This window comes from Streptomyces sp. NPDC006798 (assembly GCF_040635975.1).
Lineage (GTDB): Bacteria > Actinomycetota > Actinomycetes > Streptomycetales > Streptomycetaceae > Streptomyces.
The window spans coordinates 71369-86654 of sequence record NZ_JBEYIS010000026.1 but is presented as its reverse complement, the minus strand read 5'-3'; the positions used below and the strand labels follow the sequence as shown (position 1 = coordinate 86654).

The 15286-nt window shown below is 71.6% G+C and carries 18 protein-coding genes and 1 tRNA gene; 15 read left to right on the top strand and 4 right to left on the bottom strand.

Translation table 11 applies throughout. The features are described from left to right. Window positions 1–4 precede the first annotated feature (4 nt). The 12 genes from ABZ714_RS19480 to ABZ714_RS19425 all read left to right on the top strand — a co-directional run bounded on the left by ABZ714_RS19480 (window position 5) and on the right by ABZ714_RS19425 (window position 9898). Entirely contained in the window at window positions 5–382 is a 378-nt protein-coding gene (locus ABZ714_RS19480; protein ID WP_358826498.1) for an HK97-gp10 family putative phage morphogenesis protein, read from the top strand. Continuing rightward, window positions 379–798: a DUF3168 domain-containing protein gene (locus ABZ714_RS19475; RefSeq protein ID WP_358826497.1), complete on the top strand. Its 420-nt coding sequence runs from the start codon at window positions 379–381 to the stop codon at window positions 796–798. The genes ABZ714_RS19480 and ABZ714_RS19475 overlap by 4 nt, the downstream gene beginning before the upstream one ends. 19 nt (window positions 799–817) lie before the next feature. Further along, window positions 818–1231, top strand: coding sequence for a phage tail tube protein (locus tag ABZ714_RS19470; protein WP_358826496.1), 414 nt, complete (start codon window positions 818–820; stop codon window positions 1229–1231). Further along, window positions 1228–1449, top strand: a complete 222-nt coding sequence (locus ABZ714_RS19465; RefSeq protein ID WP_358826495.1) for a hypothetical protein — start codon at window positions 1228–1230, stop codon at window positions 1447–1449. The genes ABZ714_RS19470 and ABZ714_RS19465 overlap by 4 nt, the downstream gene beginning before the upstream one ends. Continuing rightward, window positions 1427–1828 (top strand): hypothetical protein, encoded by a 402-nt coding sequence (locus ABZ714_RS19460; RefSeq protein WP_358826494.1) that lies wholly within the window; start codon window positions 1427–1429, stop codon window positions 1826–1828. Before ABZ714_RS19465 ends, ABZ714_RS19460 begins: the two co-directional genes overlap by 23 nt. 68 nt (window positions 1829–1896) lie before the next feature. After that, window positions 1897–2151, top strand: a complete 255-nt coding sequence (locus ABZ714_RS19455) for a hypothetical protein (protein WP_358826493.1) — start codon at window positions 1897–1899, stop codon at window positions 2149–2151. Then, the gene (locus tag ABZ714_RS19450; protein ID WP_358826492.1) at window positions 2138–4465 is read left to right on the top strand and encodes a phage tail tape measure protein; all 2328 of its coding nucleotides are present in this window, start codon (window positions 2138–2140) and stop codon (window positions 4463–4465) included. Before ABZ714_RS19455 ends, ABZ714_RS19450 begins: the two co-directional genes overlap by 14 nt. Before the next feature lie 12 nt (window positions 4466–4477). Then, entirely contained in the window at window positions 4478–7900 is a 3423-nt protein-coding gene (locus ABZ714_RS19445; protein ID WP_358826491.1) for a hypothetical protein, read from the top strand. An 8-nt stretch (window positions 7901–7908) separates the two neighbouring features. After that, window positions 7909–8337: a hypothetical protein gene (locus ABZ714_RS19440; protein ID WP_358826490.1), complete on the top strand. Its 429-nt coding sequence runs from the start codon at window positions 7909–7911 to the stop codon at window positions 8335–8337. A 64-nt stretch (window positions 8338–8401) separates the two neighbouring features. Continuing rightward, window positions 8402–9337 carry an N-acetylmuramoyl-L-alanine amidase gene (locus ABZ714_RS19435; RefSeq protein ID WP_358826489.1) on the top strand — a complete coding sequence of 312 codons (936 nt, stop codon included), beginning with the start codon at window positions 8402–8404 and terminating at the stop codon, window positions 9335–9337. Between the two features lie 10 nt (window positions 9338–9347). Continuing rightward, window positions 9348–9605 carry a hypothetical protein gene (locus tag ABZ714_RS19430; protein ID WP_358826488.1) on the top strand — a complete coding sequence of 86 codons (258 nt, stop codon included), beginning with the start codon at window positions 9348–9350 and terminating at the stop codon, window positions 9603–9605. Then, window positions 9602–9898, top strand: coding sequence for a hypothetical protein (locus tag ABZ714_RS19425; RefSeq protein ID WP_358826487.1), 297 nt, complete (start codon window positions 9602–9604; stop codon window positions 9896–9898). Before ABZ714_RS19430 ends, ABZ714_RS19425 begins: the two co-directional genes overlap by 4 nt. Window positions 9899–9955: 57 nt before the next feature. Here ABZ714_RS19425 and ABZ714_RS19420 read toward each other — a convergent pair whose 3' ends face one another. After that, window positions 9956–10435 (bottom strand): hypothetical protein, encoded by a 480-nt coding sequence (locus ABZ714_RS19420; protein ID WP_358826486.1) that lies wholly within the window; start codon window positions 10433–10435, stop codon window positions 9956–9958. 192 nt (window positions 10436–10627) lie between these two features. Between ABZ714_RS19420 and ABZ714_RS19415 the strand changes: the two genes are divergently transcribed. After that, entirely contained in the window at window positions 10628–11047 is a 420-nt protein-coding gene (locus ABZ714_RS19415) for a hypothetical protein (RefSeq protein WP_358826485.1), read from the top strand. 22 nt (window positions 11048–11069) lie between these two features. Here the strand turns inward: ABZ714_RS19415 and ABZ714_RS19410 are convergent, their stop codons facing one another. Together ABZ714_RS19410 and ABZ714_RS19405 are read right to left on the bottom strand one after the other, a co-directional pair. Beyond that, on the bottom strand, window positions 11070–11555 hold the full coding sequence (locus ABZ714_RS19410) for a hypothetical protein (RefSeq protein ID WP_358826484.1): 486 nt from the start codon (window positions 11553–11555) through the stop codon (window positions 11070–11072). 12 nt (window positions 11556–11567) lie between these two features. Further along, window positions 11568–13007 carry a hypothetical protein gene (locus ABZ714_RS19405; RefSeq protein ID WP_358826483.1) on the bottom strand — a complete coding sequence of 480 codons (1440 nt, stop codon included), beginning with the start codon at window positions 13005–13007 and terminating at the stop codon, window positions 11568–11570. A 191-nt stretch (window positions 13008–13198) separates the two neighbouring features. Here ABZ714_RS19405 and ABZ714_RS19400 point away from each other — a divergent pair, with 191 nt between their 5' ends. Further along, window positions 13199–13954, top strand: coding sequence for an NUDIX hydrolase (locus tag ABZ714_RS19400; RefSeq protein WP_358826482.1), 756 nt, complete (start codon window positions 13199–13201; stop codon window positions 13952–13954). Window positions 13955–13962: 8 nt separating this feature from the next. Next, on the top strand, window positions 13963–14121 hold the full coding sequence (locus tag ABZ714_RS19395; RefSeq protein WP_358826481.1) for a hypothetical protein: 159 nt from the start codon (window positions 13963–13965) through the stop codon (window positions 14119–14121). Window positions 14122–15107: 986 nt separating this feature from the next. Here the strand turns inward: ABZ714_RS19395 and ABZ714_RS19390 are convergent. Further along, window positions 15108–15181 (bottom strand) — tRNA-Ile (locus tag ABZ714_RS19390). Between the last annotated feature and the right edge of the window lie 105 nt (window positions 15182–15286).

Sequence of the window (15286 nt, the reverse complement as noted above, 5' to 3'; positions counted from 1 at the left end):
TGCCGTGGCCCGTCGGCGGCGTGCCACCGTCCGTATCCTCGGCGCGGCCCGGCTCCGGCAGCGCCTCGAAACCCTCCCCGACGAGATCGTGGAGGCCCTGAAGAAGGCGGTACGGGAGTCGGCCGAGGCGGTCCGGGACGACACCCGGGACACCGTCCGGGTCCACTCCGGCAACCTCCGCGACACGGTCGACATCCGGTATGAACACAACGGGCTCACGGCGCTGGTGGGCTGGTTCGAGGATCCGGAGTACTACGCCCGGTTCCTCGAGCACGGAACGCGCCGGGCCCCGGCCCGCCCGGCGCTCCGCCCCGCCCTCGAGGCGGAGCGGACGCGGTACCGGGCCCGGCTCACCGCCGAGGTCCGGCAGGTCCTGCGATGACCGCCCGCTCCCCGATGCTGGAAATCCAGGGGGCGGTCTACCGGCGGCTGACCGACGACCAGGAGCTGACTGGCCTGGCCCCCGGGGGCGTCTTCGACTACCTCCCCGAGACCGCCCCGTACCCCTTCACCGTCATCGGAGAAGCCACAGAGACGCCCGACAACGCCCACGACCGGCATGGCTGGCAGACCGTTCCCGTTCTGCACGTCTGGACCCGGAGCCGGGGATTCGCACAGGCCCTGCGGATCGGGGCCCGCGTTGCCGAGCTGCTCGACCACCAGCCCCTCGACGTCCCCGGCTACCACCACGTCGCCACCCTCTTCGAGTTCTCCCAGACGCTCCAAGACCCCGAGCCCCCCGGCGACATCCGCCACCTGATCCTGCGGTTCCGGGTGCTCACCGAACAGATCCCCTGACCCTGAGGAGGGTTTCGGCATGGCCGGACTCAACGCATTCGGTGTCGCCTTCGCCCGCGGCGACGGCGCCGCACCCGAGGTGTTCACCCCGATCGCCCACGTCACCAGCGTGAGCGGCCCGGGCCTGTCCCGGAACACCATCGACGTCACGACCCACCAGTCCCCCGGCGCCTGGATGGAGTTCATCGGCGGACTCAAGGACGGCGGCGAGGTCTCCATCGACGTCAACTACGACCCCTCAGACCACGACGCCCTGGTCGCGGACTTCAACGACCCCGATCCCCGCTCGTACCGGCTGCTCTTCCCGGACCCGGCCCAGACGACCTGGACCCTCAGGTCGATCCTCACCGGCTTCGAGCCGTCCGCGCCGGTCGACGACAAGCTCTCAGCCGCGCTCACGTTCAAGGTGTCCGGGGCGCCAGTCCTCGCATGACCGCCAATCTGATCCGGATCACCCGCGAGGGCACCCGCACCCGCATCGTCGTGGACGGCGTCGAGATCCCGGCCGGGGCGATCGGGCGCGACTCCGTACGCCTCCCCGTCGACCCCGACCAGGTGCCCAGTGTGACCCTCACGCTGCTCGCCACCACGGTCGATGTCCTCAACGCCTCGAAAGGCAAAACACCTCATGGCACTTCTGACCCGAGCTGAGATCGACGCCGCCGACGACCGTGCCTGGGAGGACGTCCCCGTCCCGGAGTGGGGCGGCGACGTCCGGGTCCAGGGCATGTCCGGCTCCGAACGCAACGCCTACCAGTCCTCGCTGGTGGTCATGGGATCGGGCGGGTCGGTCCAGCGACTCAACATGGCCGACCAGACCGCCAAGCTCCTCGCGAAGTGCCTGGTCGACGCCGAGGGTGAACGGCTGTACTCCGACAAGGAGGTCAAGGCCCTCGGCGCGAAGAACGGCGCCGTCCTCGAGCGCCTGTCCAAGGTTGCCGCCAGGCTGTCCGGGCTCCGTAAGGAGGACATGGCCGAGGCTGAGGGAAAATCCGAGGACGAGCCGACTGGCGCTTCTACCACCGGCTAGCGCTCGCTCTCGGCTGGACGGTAGACGACGTCCTCATCCGCCACACCTCCGCCCAGCTCACCGACTGGATGGCGTACGAGCGGGTCACCGGGCCCCTCGGACCTGAGCGCCTGGACCTCCTCTTCGCCACCCTCACCGCCACGGTCGCCAACACGGCCCGCGGCAAAGGCCAGCGGGCCCGCGACCCCAAGGATTTCCTGCCCAAGTGGGACCAGGGCGCGCCCGGCATGGAGTGGGAAGAGATGCTCACCGCCGTCACGGCCATGAACCGCGCCCTGGGCGGAACGGACCTCACGGGAGGGGGCGGGCATGAGCATTCTTGACCAGCTGCTCGTGGCGGTCGGGATCCAGGCCGACGAGCTGACCGCCGGGGCCGCCGGTGCGGCCGACCAGGTAGAGCAGTCCCTCGCGTCCGTCAGCGGCGCGGCCGACCAGGTCGCGACCGCCGTCGGCCAGGCGGGCGACGCCGCCGAGCTGGCGATCAGGGAGATCGGCGGCGCGGCCGACCAGGCGGCCGCCGCCACGGCGGCGGCCGCGGGCCGGGCCGCTACCGAGATCGGCGACGTCGGCACCGCCGCCGACCGGGCCGCCGCCGACGTGCGGCAGGCCGCCGGGCAGGCCGAGACCGCGCTGGAAGGGATCGGCGACGGAGCGACCGCGGCCGCCGCCGAGACCGACCAGGCCGCCGGGCAGATGGAACAGTCCCTCGGCGGCATGCAGGCCGCGGCCGCCGGGGCGGCGGTCGGCGCCCTGTTCATGACCGGCCTCACCACGGCCATGGACGCCAAGCACGCCAACGCCAAGCTCACCACCCAGCTCAACCTGAGCCAGGAAGAGGCGAAGCGGGCCGGGGACATCGCCGGAAAGGTCTACTCCGAAGGGTTCTCGGACTCGATCGACGGTGTCAACGACGCCCTCGGCAGCGTCGCGTCGGCGATGGGCGGCATGGGGAAGATCGGCGACGCCGAACTGGCCCAGCTCACCAAGAGCGCCGTGGTGCTCGGCGACGCGTTCGAGATGGACGTCGGCGAGACCGCCACGGCCGCCGGAGCCCTGATCAAACAGGGGCTGGTCAAGGACGGCGTCGAAGCCTTCGACGTGATCACGAAGGCAGCCCAGACCCTGCCCAAGAGCATGGTCGCGGACATCCCTGCCGTGATCACGGAGTACGGCACGCACTTCAAGCGCATCGGCCTGGACGCGCAGGACGCGTTCGGGATGATGAGCCAGTACGTCCAGGCGGGCGGGCGGGACATCGACCAGGCCGCGGACGTTCTCCACGAGTTCGCCCGGATCACCAGCGAGGAGACCGACCGCGCGGCCGAAGGCTTCAAGGCCCTCGGCCTGCCCGCGAAGCAGATGCTCGCCGACATCAACCGCGGCGGCGAGCCCGCGAAGGCCGCGCTCCAGAAGACGATCGACGCGCTGCGCGGGGTCAAGGACCCGGCCAAGCAGGCGCAGCTCGGCGTTGCCCTGTTCGGCGACATGGCCGGTGAATCGGCCAAGGCTCTGTGGGCGATGGATCCGGCTACCGCCGCCGCGAAGTCGGGTATGGACCAGGCGGCCGGGTCGGCGAAGGCCGCGACGGACGCGATGGCGCAGTCCGCCAGTATCGAGTCCGCGTGGCGGACCCTGGCGGTCACTCTGGGCGAGGCACTCGCCCCGGCTCTCACCGCCGTCGCGAGCGTCCTGGCCGAGCATCCCGAGGTCGTGAAGATCCTGATCCCGGCCGTGCTCGCGCTCGGTATCGGGATCGGCCTGGCCGTCGTCGCCCAATGGGCCTGGAACGCCGCGCTGTGGGCCTGGCCGGGGACGTGGATCATCGCGGGGATCATCGCGCTGATCGCCGTCATCGCGCTCATCATCGCCAACTGGGACGCGGTCTCTGCGGCGACGAGCGCGGCGTGGGACGGGATCACCGGAGCGCTCAGCGCCGCGTGGGGCTGGATAGAGGACGCGGCGAGTGCGACGTGGGACGGGATCACCAGCGGTGTGTCCTCCGCGTGGAACTGGGTCCGTGACGTCTCCGTGAGCGTCTGGAACGCCGTCGCCGGTGCGGTCAGTACGGCGTGGGGCGCGATCACGGGGCATGTCGAGATGGGCGTCCACGGAGTGATGATCGCGATCTCGGCCCTGGCCGCCGTCCCGGGCCATGTCGCCTCGTGGCTCGGGAGCATCGTCGGGTGGGTCGCCGCCCTGCCCGGCCGGATCTGGGCCGCCTCCCGCGGCATGTGGGACGGGCTGAGATACAGCTTCGTGGACGCGATCAACTGGCTGATCTGGAAATGGAACTCGCTCAGCTTCACGATCGGCGGCGGGAACTTCATGGGGATGGACATCCCGTCCTTCACCCTCCACACCCCCGACATCCCGTACCTCGCCGAAGGCGGGGTCGTGACCGGGCCGACGCTCGCCATGGTCGGCGAGGGCCGCGAGGACGAAGCCGTCCTGCCGCTGTCCCGGCTCGACGGCATGCTCCGGTCCGTCGCCGCCCCGGTCAGGGAGACCGGCGGCGGCCAGCTCGAGGTCCGCACCGTCCTCGAGGTCGCCGGTGCCGAGAGCGAGTTCACCGACTTCTTCCGGGCCGTCGTACGCAACCGGGCGGGCGGCTCCGTCGTACGCCTCGCCGAAGGATAGAGAGGAGCGCGCGTGCAGATCCCGCCGGTTCGCGTCACGGAGCTGTACTACCTGGGCCAGTGGGTCCCGGTGAGCTATCTCGCCCGCGGCACGGTCACCATTGCCCGGGGGTTCGGGTCGGAGGCGGGCGGGTCGTCCCGCCCCGACCCCACCAACGGCACCCTGATCCTGGACAACCGCGGCGGGGACCTGGCGCCGCTCGATCCCGAAGGCGTGCTGTACGGGCTGATCGGCCGCAACACCCCGCTGAGGTACTCCGTGGAGGCGGGGTCGCCGTGGCTCTACCTGCCGGGGTCGACCGCGTCCGGCGGCGACCGGATCACCACCCCGGCCGCCGCTGCCCTCTCGGTCACCGGGGACCTCGACGTCCGGGTCGAGGCGGCGGCAACCGACTGGGCGCGGCCGCAGATGCTCGCCGTCCGCATCGCCACCGCCGGGACCAACCGCTGCTGGGCCCTCGAACTCGGCACCGCCGGGCGGCTCGTTCTGATCTGGCACCCCGACGGCACCACCCTGCGCAGGGTCGCGACCGCGACGGCCCCGGTCCCCGCGCACCGCGGGCAGCGGATCACCGTCCGGGCGACCCTCGACGCCGACAACGGGGCCGCGGGCTGCACGGTGCGGTTCTGGTGGTCGCGGGGAATCGCCGGGCCGTGGGAGCCGGTCGGGGACCCGGTGGTGCTGGCCGGGACCACGGCCGTCCACCACGGGACGGCCGCGCCGCTCGAAGTCGGCCACGGCAGCCAGTTCAACGCGTTGCCGGACGGCTCGGCGCTGGGCGCGTTCACCGGCGCCGTCTACCGGGTCCAGCTGCGGGCCGGGATCGACGGCCCGCTGCGGGCCGACCTCGACCTGGCGGCCGGGCAGACCGGCGCGACCACGATCACCGACACCACGGGCCTCCTCTGGACCCTGCAGCGCGGCGCCTATTTCACCCGGCGGCACGTCCGGCTGGTCGGGGAGATCCCGGCCTGGCCGCAGGAGCACGACGCGTCCGGGGCGGACGCGATCGTCCCCATCGCCCCGACCGGCATCACCCGCCGCCTCGCCGCCGGAGCCAAGCCCCTCGGCAGCGCGATCGCCCGGTTCTTCGCCGCCCCCCGGGAGGCGCTGATCGCCTGCTGGCCCCTGACCGACGGCGACCGCGCGCTGGCCGGCGCCCCGCTCGCCGGTACGAGCCCGGCCCGGGCGGTCATCGCCTCCGGCACCGGCGTGCCCGGCTGGTCCGGCGGGACGCTCGCCGACTGGATCGAGCCCGTCCTGCAGGCCCCCTCGCAGACCGTCGGCTACGTCACCGCGCCGGTCCCGTTCGACGGGGCCGCGCGGGTCGAGGGGTGGTGCGCCGAGTGGGTGCGCTCCGGCGCCTCGCGGGACGAGACCCTGGTGGTGGAGGACCGCGGGTACGGCACGGACGTCGACCCCCGGTACGACCTCCGCGTGCAGATCAGCGCGGACGGCACGGTGCGGATCACCCGCGTCATCACCACCACCGACACCTCCTCCACCGCCCTGGTCGCCACCGGCGAAAGTCTCGTCCCGTTCACGCCCGGGCCGCATCACATCCGGCTCACCACCATCCCGGCCGGTGCGACCACCGGCGTCCAGGTGCACATCGACGGCACCCTCGTCCTGTCCGCCACCGTGGGCGAGGGCATCCGCGAGGCCCGCGCCCTCATGCTGGCGTGGGACACCAACCCGGTCGGGCCCGACGGCGGCGGGACCCCGGCGCTCGGGTACCTCTCCTACTGGAGCCGCCTCGGGGCGCCCAGCCCGGCCCAGATCTACGCGACCCTCGCCGGGTACGCCGGAGAGACCGCCGGGGCCCGGGTCGTACGGACCGCGCAAGAGAAAGGGATCCCGGTGTCCGCGTCCGGGGTCATCGCCGAGCAGACCCGGCTCGGGCCGCAGTACCAGGAGACCCTCCTGGACGCCCTCGCGGAGGCGGGGGACGCCGATCACGGCCTGGTCCTCGAGCAGCGCGACGCCCTGGCCCTCGTCTACCGGGGCCGGGACACCCTCTACAACCAGACCCCCGCTCTCGTCCTCGACTACGCGACCGGGGTCATCAGCCCGCCGTTCCGTCCCGCGCCGGACGACAAGGCGTCCGAGAACGACGTCACCGTCGTACGGAAAGGCGGTTCGCCCGGGCGGGCCGTCCTCACCGAAGGCCCCCTGTCGATCCAGGACCCGCCCGCCGGAGTGGGGCTGTACGACGTCTCGCACACCCTCAACCTGTACGACGACGGACAGCCCGCGCAGCACGCCGGATGGATGCTCCACCTCGGCACCCACCCCGGCACCCGCTACGCCAAGATCACCCTGAACCTCGGCAACCCGCGGGTCGCGGCGCTGGTCGACCAGATCCTCCGCGCCGACGTCGGCGACGTCCTCCGGATCCTCAACCCCCCGCGCTCCCACGGCCCGGGCCCAGTCGATCTGCTGATCCGCGGCTACACCGAAACGTGCGGACCCGACGGCTGGACCATCGTGTTCACGTGCGCGCCGGGCGGGCCGTGGACCGTCGCCGTCCTGGACGATCCCATTGGCGGCCGGGCCGACACCTCCGGGTCGCTCACCCTCGCTGCGGTGTCCAGCAGCGCCACGGCCCTCGAGGTCGCCACCACCACCGGGCCTCTATGGACCACCGACCCGGCCGATTGGCCGTTCGACGTCGCGGTCGGGGGCGAGGTCATGCGGGTCACCGCCGTCGCGCCCCGGCTGGCCGATACGTTCGGCCGGACCGTCACCGGCGGGTGGGGAGCACCACCGGACGGGCAGCCCTGGCAGGTCTACGGCGGTGGGGCCGCCGACTTCTCCGTCAGCGGCGGGCTGGGCCGGATCACCCACGCCGCCACCAACACACCCAGGATGGCCGTCATCCCGGTTCCGAGCGTCGGCATCTACGTCAGCGTCGACGTCTCCGCCACCGTCGGCGCCCCTCTCGCCACCGGCGCCTCCACCTACATCGCCCTCCTCTGCCGCGCCACCGGCGTCGACACCTACTACTCGGCCCGCCTCGAGCTGACCACCACCGGGGCCGTGCTGCTGTCACTGCGCAAGATGATCGACACCGAGACCGAGCTGGCCGGGGTCACCGTCCCCGGCCTCACCCACAGCGCGGCCGTCCGGATCGCCGTACGCCTGCAGATCACCGGCACTGTCCTGCGGGCCCGGGCCTGGGCCGCCACGGGGACGGAGCCGACGATCTGGCACGTCGCAGCCGAGGACTTCTCCCTGACCGGGTCCAGCCCGGTCGGCATCCGCACACTGCTCGGCACCGGCGCGACCGGCCTGCCCGTCACCGTCACCGTGGACGACCTGGTCGAGCGCCGCCACCAGCGGCTGACCGTGACCCGCTCGGTCAACGGCATCACCAAACCCCACCTCGCCCAGGCCGCCGTCCGCCTCGCGAACCCCTCAATCCTCGCCCTCTAGGAGGTTCTGTGTCCGGACCGTTCGCCGCCGGATCCCGCATCCGCGCCGACGACCTCAACACCGAGCTGGTCGAGCTGGTCATGGACTGGACCAGCATCGGCCTCCTCGGCACCTACACCGCCGCCGGATCCCCCGGGTCCCCCGCACCGGAGATGAGGATCCTCCGGATCCACGGCTCCCTCGTCTGGGAGTACACCGGCCGCGTCAACACCACCGGCATCACCGCCGGGGCCACGGTCTCCGTCTTCACCTTCAACCCCGACTACCGGCCCACCGCCGAACGCGGGACCGCGACGTTCGCCAGCAACAGCGCCCACTACCCGGCCCGGCTGGCGATCATGACGTCCGGGGCGCTCACCGTCTCCGTCCCCACTGCCGCCGGTGCCACCACGTCCGGCGTCCATCTCGACGCCCTCATCATCCACAAACCCCGCTGACCCACGACCCGCGAACCCCCGTGCCGCCTCTGGCCCGGGGGTTCCGTCATGCCCGGAGGCACCGATGGCAAAACCGATGACCGCCGCCCAGTTCGAGGCCGCCCTCCGCGCCGAGGGCGTGAAGATCGCCGAAGTCGGCAACTGGCAGAACCACACCCGGACCGCGGGCGGCCGCCCCTGGGGACCCGTCAACGGAGTGATGATCCATCACACCGTCACCCGGCGCCCGACGGATCCGGTCGCCCTCTGCCGACGCGGCCACCCCACCCTCCCCGGCCCCCTCTGCCACGGAGTGATCACCAAGGACGGCACGGTCCATCTGATCGGCTGGGGCCGGACCAACCACGCGGGCGGCGGCGACCCCGCCGTCCTGGCCGCCGTCACGGCCGAGTCGTACGGCGCCAGGCCCCCCGCCCCCACCAAGGGCAACAAGGACGGCATCGACGGCAACCGCCACTTCTACGGATTCGAGTGCGAGAACCTCGGCGACGGCAAGGACCCCTGGCCCGCAGCCCAGCTCGACGCGATCGAACGGGCCGCGACCGCACTCTGCCGGATCCACGGCTGGTCGGCGAAGTCGGTGATCGGCCATCTCGAGTGGTCCGACGACAAGGTCGACCCCCGTGGCTTCGCCATGCCCACCCTGCGGGACCGGATCGCGAAGAGGCTGGCAACGGCACCGGCCAAGCCGAAGCCGCCGACCTCACCCACCGCACCCGTGGTCGACCTCTCGAAGATCGTCGCCGCCGCCCGCCGGGACCCCTCCAGGCCGAGCGCCCCCGTCTCGTATCCCGGGGTGAAGATCGTGGAGCAGGCCCTGGTCAAGGAGGGCCTGCTCACCGCCTCCCTCGCCGACGGCCACTACGGCACCGCCACCAAGAAGGCGTACGCCGCCTGGCAGCGCGGCCTCGGCTACACGGGCGGCGACGCCGACGGCATCCCCGGCCCCTCATCCCTCCGAGCCCTCGGTACGCGCCGAGGCTTCACCGTCACCCCCTGAGAGGACCACCATGAAGGACCCCACCAAGCGCACCCTGCGCACCGCGCTCCAGACCGCCGTCGGCCTGGCCGTCATGCTCCCCGCGATCGTGGCCGAGTCCGGGATCCCGGCGACCCTGCCGTGGGTGGCCGGCGCCCTGGCCGTCGCGGCCGGACTGGCCCGGGTCATGGCGCTGCCCGGCGTCCAGCGCCTCCTCCCCGGATGGCTCCGCACGGACACCCCCACCCCGGACGGCGGCATATCCGACCTGATCCGCCGCGGGGGGTGAACGTGGAACTTCTGCTCTGGCTGGGCGGCGGCGCTGCGGCGCTGCTCGCCATCGCCCCCGTCATCCGCTGGACCCACCGCGTCCTGGTGCACGTCGAGCAGATCGCCGACGACTGGACCGGCGAGGAAGGACGGCCCGGAGTCCCTCCCCGCCCTGGGGTGATGGAGCGGCTCGAGGCCATAGAGCGGCGGGTGACGGCGGTTGAGCATGAGCTGCTGCCGAACTCGGGCACGTCCTTGAGGGACGCGGTCGACCGCGTCGATCGCCGTACCGCCGCAGCATCCGACGAATAGAACGGCCCCGTCCGCCCCTCACCGGGGCGGACGGGGCCTTTCGCCATGGGCGGGCTGTTACTGGCCGTGGACGTACTCGGTCACCGCGACGCGGAGCGCGGTGTGCGCGTCGCGGGTCCTCTCCCGCCCACGGTCCAGCGCCTCCTCGACCTCCGCCGCGAACCGCCCGCTGGAAGGAGCGCCGAGGCGTACGTCCGAGAGATCGATCGCGGACCAGGCCGCCTCCTCGGCCGCCGCTATCAGGGCCGGGTCGGCGGTGGCGAGGGCGAGCCGGTCCCGCGCCCGGGTCACCTCGCTACGGGCCCGGTAGACGGCGGCCCGGTCGACCGGATCAGCCTCGCCACCACGGATGGAGTCGACGCGCAGCCAGTAGATCTCCCGGTACGAGAGCACGGCGTCGAGGAGCGCGGCCGCCGCGGCGGCGACGTCCTGGCGGTGCTGGTGCGTACGGGCGCGGCGGTCCGCCCAGATCTGGGTGGTGCTGGCGAGCGCGACTCCGGAGAGCGTGCCGATCACGGCGATGAGTGTGGTCCACATGCCGGTGACGGTACGGCGCGCGTCGAGTCGACATCGGCAAGACCGCTGTTCTGTCAGAGATCTGACACGTTCTGCCCTCGGACCACCTCGAGCCACGGCAGGATCCCCCGTATCGGTGGAGACGACGGCCTCGAACCGAGCAGTACCGACAGGTGATCGCCGGGGCACCCGGCGAGAAGGAGGAAGCGCGACATGAAGATGGATCTTCAGCTCGGGGACCGGGTGTTCGGGTTCCGGCCCGACGCCAAGCCGTACGACGAGCAGCTCACGGTCGACCTGCCCGCAGTGCCCCGGGTCGGCGAAGAGGTACTGATCACCGAGGACGACGGAGAGACCTGGCAGCAATCCGAGTACCGGGTGCGGGCGGTCGACTGGTCGGTGACCGCCCAAGAGGGCACCGGCGGAGTCATGGTGCGCCTCGACCGGCTGCCCGAGGACCGGCAGGAGGACCAGGCCCCGGGCCTGCCAGCGCCGCAGCGGGCAGCAGTCGAGACAGCTCGCCGTCTGCTGATGGTCTCGGCCGAGCGCGAGGGAGATCCGACGTACGCGGCGCTGCTGAAAGCTAGCGCCGCCGCCCTCGCCACCGTCCTCGGCGGTACGTCATCAGGGTGACGTACGACGGCCCCGGCCCTGGTCAGCCTCGCCGGGCCGCGCCCTCGGGCCAGACGACATCCACAGGGGTTCCCGCCGCGCGTGCGTCGAGAACGGTATCGGCGGTACCGCCGCCCTTCCCGGAGGGCGGGGTTCCGTCCCAGACGGCGACAAGCCGGTCCGACCGGGAGAGCAGTTCCCGGTTGGCCGCCTCGTACGCCTGCCGGTCCGCGGTCTCGTACGGCATCACGACGACATCGGTCGCCGCCGCGTGGAGTCGGTCGAACAGCTCGGCATGGGTAGGCTTGACCTTGGCCTGCCGGTAGTCCCGGGACGGGATGACGACCACGAGCCTCCCGCCCGCATCGAGCACGGCCTCGGCAAAGAGGCTGTCAGATCCGGCGGCGATGCATGACACCCCGGTGAGGTTACCCCCGTGTCCAGCGAGCAGGTCGCGGAGGGCGGCGCGGACGAGCGGAATCGTCTCGGCGGTCAGGTCCATGTGTCCGGTCACGGCGATGGTCACCACGGCGGGCCCCTCTCAGGTCGACAGCAGATCGCGGATCCTATCGCGTGCTTCCTGTACGGGCCGGGCCGTGCTGCCGACGGTGAGCGGGTACAACTTCCCTATCTGGGACCTGACCCGGGCCGACCGGGTGGCCTGAGCCGCGTCGACTGCGCGGTGCGTCTCGGCGACGCCTTCGCGAAGATCGCCGAGAAGGAAATGGCAGCGAGCGAGGCCGATGCGGTCGAGGGCGTGGCTCCGCCCAGCCTCCGGGCCACGCTGCGCCAGCGCCCGGCCGATCGCGTCGGCTGCTGCCTCGGCGTGCTGCCGAGGGTCCTGCCGGGCGAGGTCGAGCAGCCGCCCGCCCGTCGTCCCGGAGAGTTCAGCATCATCGAAGTACGCGATCCAGTACGGCTCGGTATCGGCGTCGGCGTCGGCGAGGGATTCCCGGGCCTGGCCGGTGGCCCGCTCGAAGGCGGCGATCCGGCCGAGGGATGCGTAGGCCCAGGCTTCGCGGGTGTGGAGCATGGCCCGTACCCGGGGACCGGCAACGTGGCGGGCGCCATCCTGGGCGAGGCGGATGAGGTCGAGGGCGTCGTATGGCCGGTCGCGGTACAGAAGCTGTCGGGCCATCCCGGCGAGAATGTTGGCGCCGAAGGCCGTGTCACCCCCGGCATGGGAGGCACGGAGGGCTAGGAGGTAGTAGTCCTGGGCGCGGCGCTGGAGTCCGCTATCCCACGCCATGGTGGCCGCCGTACCGGCCAGCTGGGCCATCACCCTGTACAGCTGCTGCTCGACCTGCGGCAACTGGTGTTCATCAAGGTGGGCGGCAACCTCGCTGAGCTGTCCGACGACCGCTTTGCGCCGGAGGCCGCCGCCGTACTGGTGGTCCCAGGCTCGGAAGACTTTCGCCGTGGCGGCAAGTTCGTCGACTTCCCGCAGGCCGAGTCTCCCGGCCGGGCGGCGCTCCGCTCTCGGGCCCGGCGGCTTCAGCCATCCTTCGAGCGGGTCGAGTAAGGCGGCGCCGGTGATGGCGCTTCCGGCGAGGGCTCGGGTGGCTTCGCGTCGGTCCATCACGAGATCGCTCCGTGTCAGGGTCGCGGCCATGCCCACGGTCGTAGCCGCCCGCCATGGAACCTCGTCCGCGGCAGGCTGCTCGGCCCTGGACACCGGGGGCGGTGCGGGCTGCTCGGTCTCCCACGCGCGGGGGGCGAGCCCGACCAGGCGGCCGGGGATGCGCAGTCCGTCGGCGATCCGACTGATGACGTCGAAGCTCGTGACCTGGTGCTGGCGGTTGATGATGAGGGAGACCTTGCCCGGGGTGAGCTGGCACGCGGACGCGATGCGGTTCTGGGAGAGGCCGCCGTACTTTTTGATGAGTGCGAAGGCGCCTCCGAAGTCGTGCTCCGCGAGTGCCTGTCGAAGGTCTCCTCTGTCGAGGATGTCGGGGGCGAGCGGGCCGGGGGTGGTGTCCATATCGGGTGCCGACTTCCAGAGATCCTACGCGCGGCAGGGCGCCTAACTGGAGCATCAACGATGCTATTACCGCCTAGGTAACACCCGCCGGTCATTCAGCCGCCCCGCCAACGCGACGACGCTATTCACCAGACAGCAGAAACCCTTGCGACCTGCCCGGGTCCGGGGGTGGACGACTAGGTGGAGTCGCCGTGACGATTGGTACTGACGAACGGCCGCCCGCGGCCCGGCCCGCTGTGGCGGTGGGCATCGTGGCCCGCGCAGACGGAGCCGTACTCCTCGCCCGTCGCACCGGCCCGCCGAGCGGCTGGGCCTTCCCTGGCGGATGGATCGAACCTGACGAGACCCCCGAGATCGCAGCCGTACGCGAGATCAGGGAAGAGACCGGACTCACCGTGACGGCCGGGGCATTCCTCGGCGCTCGGGTCCACCGGATCTCCGGCCAGTTCATCGCGTACGTCGTCTGCCACGTCGCGCAGGGCACGAGCCCCCGGCCGACTGCAGCGGCACCGGCCGAGGTCAACGGTGTGATCTGGGCTCCCCCCGGAACCCTCCACCGTTACTTGGGAGACGACGTCTATCCGCCGGTCAAGAAGTACGTCACCGGGCTGCCGACCGCCGCCGATATCGACCTATCGGAGATGCATGCGGATGTCCGGCTTGGGCTGGAGCTGGCCGGTACGCAGCCCACCGGGCCTACGGTCGATGGGCTGCGACACCGGCTCCGTGAGTACGCGACGGCACTCATGGTCCCCGGGGAGGCATATGGCCGGACCCTTCGCGGCACGCACCGTACGGTCGTCCTCGACACCATCCGGTATGCGCGTCAGATTGTCGAAGATCCGGTGGCCGAGGCGGACGGGGATCCAGCCGCGACGCTCATCCGGTTATCGGGCCTGGTGGAGACGCTGGCGATGTACCACGACAAGGTCCGGGCGCGCCTGTGAGTTATCACGTGGGCGATGGAGTTGGCGCTGCGTCCGCGCTCGGTGGGGCCATCGTGGCAGGGCTCGGCCTTGTGGCCATGGTGGTCCTCGGCGAGGTCGCGGAGGACCAGCTGCCGAGCATATCCGGGGTGTCGACCCTTGATGCTGCGCCGGACTCCTACGACTGATCGCGGCAGGGACTGCAGAAGAGGCCCGTGACCGGCCCGGTGGTACCGCCGACAGAAGGAAGTCGAAGTGGTGGATCGTACTGAGATTCGACGGATCGCGGGCAGCTCTTCTCCCTACGCATCTCTCGACCCCGCCCCATCGCCCTGGCCGCTGTGCCAGTGCGGGCAGCCTGTTTGTCCCGATGGCCCTGGAGAGGGCGAGAGCGCCACCATGGCCGCTCTCCGGGAGCGGGTACGGGAGACGAACGGGACGCGCCGGTGACTCAGGACGCGCCCGGTGCAGAGCCCTCCTGGCCTGATGGGTGGCCAGTGTGTACGCGGTGCCAGAAGCCTGTCGAGCCGGTCGAGGCTCACCGCGTGTTCCGGCGATTCCCGGTGGGCGCTCTGTACGCGCATCCGGGCTGCCGTCCCAACCGCCGCCCGATACCGCCGGCCGATCCACTGGCCCGCTGAGCCCCCGGCCGCAGGGTTGGGGACCTGCGGCCGGGCCAGATCCCCGGGCTCTACCCCCTTGAGGGCGGGTGGTTGTCAGACCCCCTGTCTACCCTCCCCAGAGACTCCGCGGCCTGATGGTCGCGGTGGCGCACGGCCCGCAGCGTGATGCACGTCCGCTGCGGGCCGCTGCGCGTCTAGGGCACTTGGCGCAAGGGTCTCGGGCTGCCCGGCGGTCGCTCTTCCTCGGCCCCTATGAAGGCGCCCCCCTGCGCTGATGCGCAGGGGGGCGCCCCTTCCGGCAGGAAAGCCTCCCGACAGTCCCACCGGGCCACATAGGGGTTGCACGTCAGACGGCGGGCGACTCTCCACCGTCTCCCCACCAGACACTGTACCCACAGCTACAACACGTCTACACACTGTTGATCGGAATGGACTACGAGAGGCCGAAAGGGACCGCGCCGGGGTAGGGGCGGGGTAGGGAGCGCCCAAATGGTAGAAGCCCTGTAGATCCCGGAGGTTCTACAGGGCTTCTGACCTGGTGTTACACACTGTGGGGCTAACAGGATTTGAACCTGTGGCCTCATCCTTATCAGGGATGCGCTCTAACCAACTGAGCTATAGCCCCGCCGCGCTCCGCGCTGACCTCTGAAGATTAGCGCACGTGCGGCGCAGCGCCCAAATCCGTAAACGCGACCCCCGCGAAAGGGCGGAACGAGGCCGCGCGCAGGGG